The following is a 6,481-nucleotide window of genomic DNA, read 5'->3' as shown; positions in this document are numbered from 1 at the left end:
GACCAGCAACAGTACCAGGGGAGGAGAAACAGCAGAATACGGTGGTGGGCAACCCCCGTTCCCAACACAAGTACCAACGCCACCACTCGCCCGCTTCCCACTGCTCTCGCAGCCAGAAGACTCATCAAGATGGTCAGACTCACCAGCAGCAAGCTGAAGCTGTACACTTCGGCGATGATACTGCAGCCAAAAAGTCTCCGCCAAACCGACAACCAACACAGTCAGCCGGCTAGAATCGAATTACCCTGCAAAACGCGGCACAAGATCAGATAAAAAAAGAAGCCAGCAGTGACCAGACCAGAGAGGTCACTGAGGCAGCCAGGCCGGCGGTGCGCCCAGGGCAACGGGCCGTTGGTGGGTGAGCAATGCGCTAAAATTGTGTGAGCGGATAACCGGTGTAGTGGACGGTCCCCCAAGATTGAGCCGGCACTTGAATTCCGGTATCCAGCAAATAGTCTGGCTGCTGCCATTGTTGATGTCTCCGTTGGAGCGTCGTGGCATAAATCAGGCCCAAGACTGTGACGGCTAACAGACCGGAAGCAGCCAGGAACAACTGCCGGACGGCCGGAAGTGGGCTGCAGGCAATGAAGAAGATGGTGGTAATGACGTCTGGAATGGGATTGTGTGCTTGTCGCAACAAATCACTATTAATGCGCTGAATTTGTTCAAAATGGCGAGTTCACCAATCACCAGCAAACAAGGAGACGTAATACGGACGGGAAGAAATCAATTGGCCTGTTGATCGGGCTGCTCGTTCTGGCGATGATCCTGGTCGCCTGCGCGTCGGAGCCACAGACTATCGAGGTCACTCGCGAGGGTGGTTAGCGAAGGTCATGGTGACGACCGAGGTAACGCGGGTCGCCCCAGAAGTTACCGTGGGAGTTCCGGTCGAAGTTCCGGAAGTGACCCGCGTGGTGGAAGTAGCCAGTCACCGTAACGCCCGCTCTGGAAGCGACAGAAGCGGCCCCAACGCCAAACCCGGTACCACCCACGACAGCTTCGGCGGCCACGACAGCTCCGGCGACTACGGCGTTCCGGTTGAAGGTTCGGAGTTACACCAGTAAGCCTGTAGATACTTTGTCCGGCTCGCCGCCGCCAAAACCGGCGGAGCGTGGACGACATCAGCGCCGCCAACAACCTGAGCGATTCTAATGATTGCAGTGGGAAGCACATCATTCCCGGTTTGGTCGGGAGAAGAAACGGCGGTTGCTGCCAGCCCTGCCCAGGACAAACTACCCAAATCCGCTAGCGCCAACTAGCCGCCCACCCTTCATTTGAAGCGGGCTGGTACTTCTTCGAAGGCGTGTCTGAATGGTAGTTGCCTGGACGAATGGCCCTGGCTGTTGATAGCGACCGAATAACCTGGTCCCCGGCAGCGGCGGCAACTCTTGCGTCCCGAAGTCCGTCTTCTTGCCAGTCTCATTCACGCCAGAACGAGCATCCATTCGTCTTTGACGGTCAGAAAACCATCAAAGCTTTAAGGGCGGCGCGCCGACGAATTTTGCCATCTACAGATGTGGCCTGTGAACCCGAACCTATCGCTTCACCATTCGTTTCTTCCCGGACACAGTCATCGTTTATGATGGCAAAAAGAAGTCTTCAGCAGGAACCTGGCGGCCGAATACCGCATTGTTGTCTACAACACCGGCGGTACCGGGTGGTCCCCGCCGGTGGTCGTCGTCAACACAAAGTTACGAATTTACGCTCAGCCAACCGCAAACAGTACGCCTCGGCGGCCTTTCCGTAACCGTTCGATGGGTTCAACAACGGCTGGTTCATGGATGATTGGTCACTTGAGGCGATTAACACCCGCTGGGAATGAAAATAAATGATATGCGGAAGGATTGACCAATCTCGAAAGATTGGTCCGTCCGTCTGCCCACCACGAATCGGGTCGGGCGCCCTTGAACGCAGTGCTGCCGGCCTGCCGCTTCACATTGCAGGGACCGTTGCAGCCGTACCATCCACGGTCGCCTGGTCTATCACCACCTGCCGCTGCGCCAGGTCAATCAGGTGTCGGCCAGCAGTTGACCATCATCCACAGTTGGGCGCCGTTTGCACGCTGGTGATCAACTGCACCGCGTTGGTCCGGGTCACACGTCTCGCGCTCGACACATATCCTTTGTAGCCCTGCTCGTGCTTGTGCCGATAGGTCGCCTCTGGGTCGTGGGGCGATTGCAGGCTGTCGCCGCTTATCGCCGCTGCTTGGCCAGCAGCGTGATGACGTTTTCCTTCAACCTGATATTGCTCCCGAATCACCCGCGCTACGATGGCAATCAGGCTCGCATCGGCTTCATGCGCCTCAATTGCATCCACACTTGCAGCAACAACTGCCCCACGGCTTGCAGATGCGGCGTGCATCGGCCGCTTTCAGGCGATAGCAGATAGTCTGCGCCGGTTGGCTCAAGTAGCTTCTTGCGCTGGCCCCACCGCTGTTGCTGAAAGCTTTCGGCAGACCGCTCACCCCCTTTGCAGCGTGGCTATCACCAGTTCCAACCGGTTCATCAGGGCGATGTTGCTTAACAACTGCGTGCTGTCCATCCGCTGCCAGTTCGTTTTCACCGCAAACTTGCTGATTTGTTCGTCGGTGATGTGGGCGAACACCTCGCTATACAGATTCTGGCCGTTCTCCTGCGCATTGCTCCGCACCGTCGCCGCAAGTTGTAGAAGGTACGGATGGTCGGCGCTTCGGCGCGCACTTCATCAGTCCCAGGGCATGGCGCGTCAACAGGTCAAAGCCGAGATGGTCCAAGCTTCTTCGTCCGTCCAGCCAAAGCCAGCCTTCAGAATCTCGCCGCCTATGGATGACATTGATGGGCGCGTTGGACGCGATTCGATGTCGCTGAACAGGGGCGCAAACAATGTTCGGGATGACCAAAGACTTCCTGGCGGAAGGTGTCCTTCAAGAGGTCAACAAGCTGTCCTTTTCATCTTGGGGAGCCACAAGGTGTCAAAAAGGCTGGATTGCTGGTTGGGTTCTTTCCCGGAAACATATAGAGGACTCCTGGTATGATTTACCCTTATTTTATCTCAATTCTCAGATTTATGTTAACCTTTTAGATACTTGACCTTTTTCGGTCAGAGCTCCACATTAACCGTTTGGAAATTTGATGACCCCATGGGGGGCGTAAGATGCGCTCAATAAGCTTGTTGAACTGTCGAAGCAGCATTTGATCCAGATCAACGATGGTCAAAGCCGTGGGCAAAGGGCAAGAAAACCCAAAACTCACAACTACGGCAGCATGACCGGCCAGGCTGCCCTCTCTGGCGCATTTTGGGGGGATGCTCTTTGGTCTCATCTTCTTTGTGCCGTTTTTGGCTTGGCCTATAGCAGCGACCGGCGTTGACGGGCAAGGTTGCCGACTACGGTATCAACGACAGATTCATCAAGGAAGTGCGCGATCAGGTGACGGAAGGCACGTCGGCGCTCTTTTGATGGCTAGCGGCGCTGTGCAAGACCGTGTGACGGAAGCGCATTCCAGGGCGTTTCGGCTGAGTTGATTCAATCTAATTTGACGAATGAGCAGGAAGCACGGTTGATGGAAGATTTCGGCGGGTAACGCCGTGCTTGTCATCCAAATATTAGCCAATGACCCGGTAGGGATCAATCTTCAATCTGATACCTACTGTGGGCTAACTTTATAGAGAGTGGAGGCAAAACCATGCCAGATAAAGGACGACGAGAACAACACCTACAGAATGCGGTAGAAATTGGTTGCCTTTGGCGATGATTTCTGGATTGAGGATGAGAACGGTCAGCGTGCTTTCCAAGGTAGATGGCAAAATGCGCGTGCGCGACACGCTCTTCTTTGAAGATATGCAAGGGCAGACTTTGTGCAAAATTCAGGGAAGTTACTGCGGGTCAGAGACATGATGACGATTGAGGGGCCGAATGGCGAGCCGCCCAATACCGTCAGAAAGCGCTGATCGCCCCTGCGTCATCGTTGGGTGGTGAAAATTGGTGACGGTCCGGATCCAAACGTGCAGGGTAAATATCCTGAGCCTCGAATACACCATTGGCGAGGGCGGGAACAAGATCGCCGAAGTCTCCAGAAAATGGTTCCGGATAGCCGACATATGGCGTTCAGATTGAACCGAGGCAAAATGATATTGTAATTTTGGCAATTACCGTCGCTATTGATATGATGGCGCATGACTAAATTGTCAAGTTTACCAACTATTTTATATTCAGAGGAGAAGACTTGCATGAAAAAAAACGATAAGAATCACATTGCTGGCAATCACCTTGTTTCTACTGGTGGCGTGCCAGCAGACGGCCGGACCAGAAGCCAGCATAGACCTGGCCGGAACAAACTGGATATTGAGTTCCTTAAATGACAGCCTGCCGGTAGCAAAACAGTGTTGTTACCCTCCAGTTTGGCACAGATGGCACGGCCTTTGGTACAGACGGTTGTAACCGGTTCAGCGCCACTTACACAGGACGGCGCCAATCTGACAATCGACCTGTCGGCTGCGGCGACGACCATGATGGCCTGTGAAGACCCGATCATGAATCAGGCAACAGCCTATATGGCAGCCCTTGATTCTGCTACCAGCTTTACCGCCTCTGCAATCAGTTGAACCTGCAAGCGGGCGACCAGGTTGTGAGCCACTTTTGTGGCCGGCACAGCCGACGCCGCTGCTCCGGCGGCGGTCGTCGCTTCGTCCGGAATGGTAGCCGGCAGATCTCCGGCGGTACCGGTTGGGTGTTGAGTGCCTTAAATGGCGAGATGCCTATTTCCGGGACGGCCGTTACCCTCCAGTTCCGGTACAGATGGCACTGTCTCCGGCACGGATGGCAACCAGTTCAACACCGGCTATACCCAGGATGGCAGCAGCCACTTTCAGCCAGCCCGGCGCATCCACCATGATGGCCTGCGAAGAAGCGGTGATGACCCAGGCCACAGCCTTTATGGCAGCGTTGACTCAAACCGACAGCTTCACCATCAGCGAATACGCTTTCCGCTTTCTGGCGGTCAGGTCGCCATCTTTGCGCTCCAATCCACCGTCTGACCGGCACAGCCTGGGAAGTGGTGAACTACAATAATTGGCGAGATGCTGTCGTCGGCCTCATCACTGGCACAGAATTTCTGACCTACTTTGGCGTGGAAGGCGACCTCAGCGGTAACGCCGGTTGTAACCGATACTTCGCCAGCTTTACGGTCAGTGATGGTTCCATAGAAATTGGATGCCAGGCTCAACTATGCGCTTCTGCGAGGAACCGGGCATCATGGAGCAGGAAAGCGAATTTCTGGCCGCCCTGATGGCGCCGTCACCTACACCATCCAGGGCAATATGCAAATGCGCACGGCCGATGACCAATGGCCTTGATCATGATCCGCGAACTCGAAGAGCTGGTTCCTACTGGAACTGAACCGGCCGCTCCCACTGGCCGCGTCAATTCACCCCAAAGGGCTTAACATTCGTTCTGGTCCTGGCGTCAACTTCCCGGTCATCGGGTTTGCGCGGGATGGTGATGAAGGTGAAATTGTGGGCCGCAGCGCCGATAACCCGCTGGTGGGCGGCGGCCGTGCCGTCTGCGCCGGGCGGCGTTGGCTGGGCCTCGGCCGACTTCGTCATCGCCACCAATGCGGAAAACGTACCTGTCATTGAGGTGGCGCCGCCGGTAATTGTGGTTCCACCGCCGCGCCAACGCGCCCTCCCCTGTGCCGGCGCCAACCAACACACACGCCAGAAATCTCGTTCGGCGCTGATCGCACCAATATCAATCAGGGTGGATGCACCACGCTGCGCTGGTCGGTGCAGAACATCCAGGCCGTGGGGCTTATCCACTGGGCGAGCAGTTCGAGACTTCCCGCGCACCGGTCAGGCAGGAGCAAGTCTGCCCCACCGTCACCACGACGTATGAGATGCGCGTTTTGCAGCGCGATCGGGCCGTGATCTTCCGTCAGGTAACCGTCAACGTGAGCGGGGCGGCGCCTGATCCCTGGTCGGAACTCGTTGGGAGGTGGGTGGCGAATTTCAATAACGGCCGTGGTGGTCTTGTCACGCCGCTGCTTGGCACAAGCCTGACAATGGAGTTTGGGGCCAGCGGCGGTTTTGATCGGCAAAGCAGCGGCTGCAATACCTACTCCACATCCTCACAGGCCAATGGCAGTAATATCACCATTGGTTTGCCCGCTGGGACCCAAATACTCTGTTCGGAACCACCTCCGGCATGGTGGAACAGGAATTCGATTTCTTGAACAGTGCCCTGCCCTCAGCGGCCACTTTCCGCACATCGACGGTAACACTCTGAAATCCGCACGGCTGGCAACCAGGTGCAGTGGTTGCCAACAGAATACCGTAAAAATCGCATTGCGTTTGATGGTTGGTTATGCTTACCAGCCATCAAACCCAACGAACAAATCAGTGTCAACAAGAAGACCCTCCCAACATCGCAGACGGAGCGCCCCTAAAGAAGGTTTACTGGTTAAAGTTATTGTGGGCAATTATCTGGACCCCATTGATGCCTTTCAGC

The 6,481-nt window shown here is 55.7% G+C and carries 9 protein-coding genes and 1 pseudogene; 6 read left to right on the top strand and 4 right to left on the bottom strand.

Annotated features, from left to right (window positions below):
• Positions 1–370: 370 nt before the first annotated feature.
• Positions 371–637 carry a hypothetical protein gene (locus IPM39_27785; protein ID MBK8989818.1) on the bottom strand — a complete coding sequence of 89 codons (267 nt, stop codon included), beginning with the start codon at positions 635–637 and terminating at the stop codon, positions 371–373.
• A gap of 238 nt (positions 638–875) precedes the next feature.
• On the opposite strand from IPM39_27785, the gene IPM39_27780 reads away from it, so the two are divergent.
• A complete protein-coding gene (locus IPM39_27780) occupies positions 876–1,064 on the top strand; it encodes a hypothetical protein (protein MBK8989817.1) in 189 nt (62 codons plus the stop codon).
• A gap of 970 nt (positions 1,065–2,034) precedes the next feature.
• On the opposite strand, the gene IPM39_27775 is transcribed toward IPM39_27780, so the two are convergent.
• Positions 2,035–2,361, bottom strand: coding sequence for a hypothetical protein (locus IPM39_27775; GenBank protein ID MBK8989816.1), 327 nt, complete (start codon positions 2,359–2,361; stop codon positions 2,035–2,037).
• A gap of 99 nt (positions 2,362–2,460) precedes the next feature.
• Entirely contained in the window at positions 2,461–2,649 is a 189-nt protein-coding gene (locus IPM39_27770) for a hypothetical protein (GenBank protein MBK8989815.1), read from the bottom strand.
• A 415-nt stretch (positions 2,650–3,064) separates the two neighbouring features.
• Between IPM39_27770 and IPM39_27765 the strand changes: the two are divergent.
• The 4 genes and pseudogenes from IPM39_27765 to IPM39_27750 all read left to right on the top strand — a co-directional run bounded on the left by IPM39_27765 (position 3,065) and on the right by IPM39_27750 (position 5,264).
• Positions 3,065–3,560 (top strand): annotated as a pseudogene (locus tag IPM39_27765) (DUF1269 domain-containing protein).
• Positions 3,561–4,398: 838 nt separating this feature from the next.
• Entirely contained in the window at positions 4,399–4,581 is a 183-nt protein-coding gene (locus tag IPM39_27760; GenBank protein MBK8989814.1) for an META domain-containing protein, read from the top strand.
• Positions 4,582–4,828: 247 nt separating this feature from the next.
• Positions 4,829–5,047 carry an META domain-containing protein gene (locus IPM39_27755; protein ID MBK8989813.1) on the top strand — a complete coding sequence of 73 codons (219 nt, stop codon included), beginning with the start codon at positions 4,829–4,831 and terminating at the stop codon, positions 5,045–5,047.
• Entirely contained in the window at positions 5,034–5,264 is a 231-nt protein-coding gene (locus IPM39_27750) for an META domain-containing protein (GenBank protein ID MBK8989812.1), read from the top strand. The genes IPM39_27755 and IPM39_27750 overlap by 14 nt, the downstream gene beginning before the upstream one ends.
• 133 nt (positions 5,265–5,397) lie before the next feature.
• On the opposite strand, the gene IPM39_27745 is transcribed toward IPM39_27750, so the two are convergent.
• Entirely contained in the window at positions 5,398–5,610 is a 213-nt protein-coding gene (locus IPM39_27745) for a hypothetical protein (protein MBK8989811.1), read from the bottom strand.
• Between the two features lie 128 nt (positions 5,611–5,738).
• On the opposite strand from IPM39_27745, the gene IPM39_27740 reads away from it, so the two are divergent.
• Complete coding sequence (locus tag IPM39_27740; GenBank protein MBK8989810.1) at positions 5,739–6,206, top strand: META domain-containing protein; 468 nt, start codon at positions 5,739–5,741, stop codon at positions 6,204–6,206.
• Positions 6,207–6,481: the final 275 nt, after the last annotated feature.

This window comes from Candidatus Leptovillus gracilis (assembly GCA_016716065.1).
GTDB lineage: Bacteria > Chloroflexota > Anaerolineae > Promineifilales > Promineifilaceae > Leptovillus > Leptovillus gracilis.
This window is presented reverse-complemented; position numbering and strand designations above follow the sequence as displayed.

Bases quoted from the DNA above. Each gene is read 5' to 3' on its own strand.
- IPM39_27775 (MBK8989816.1), bottom strand. From the start codon at position 2,361: ATGCACGCCGCATCTGCAAGCCGTGGGGCAGTTGTTGCTGCAAGTGTG.
- IPM39_27755 (MBK8989813.1), top strand. From the start codon at position 4,829: ATGGCAGCAGCCACTTTCAGCCAGCCCGGCGCATCCACCATGATGGCC.
- IPM39_27745 (MBK8989811.1), bottom strand. From the start codon at position 5,610: ATGACAGGTACGTTTTCCGCATTGGTGGCGATGACGAAGTCGGCCGAG.
- IPM39_27740 (MBK8989810.1), top strand. From the start codon at position 5,739: ATGCACCACGCTGCGCTGGTCGGTGCAGAACATCCAGGCCGTGGGGCT.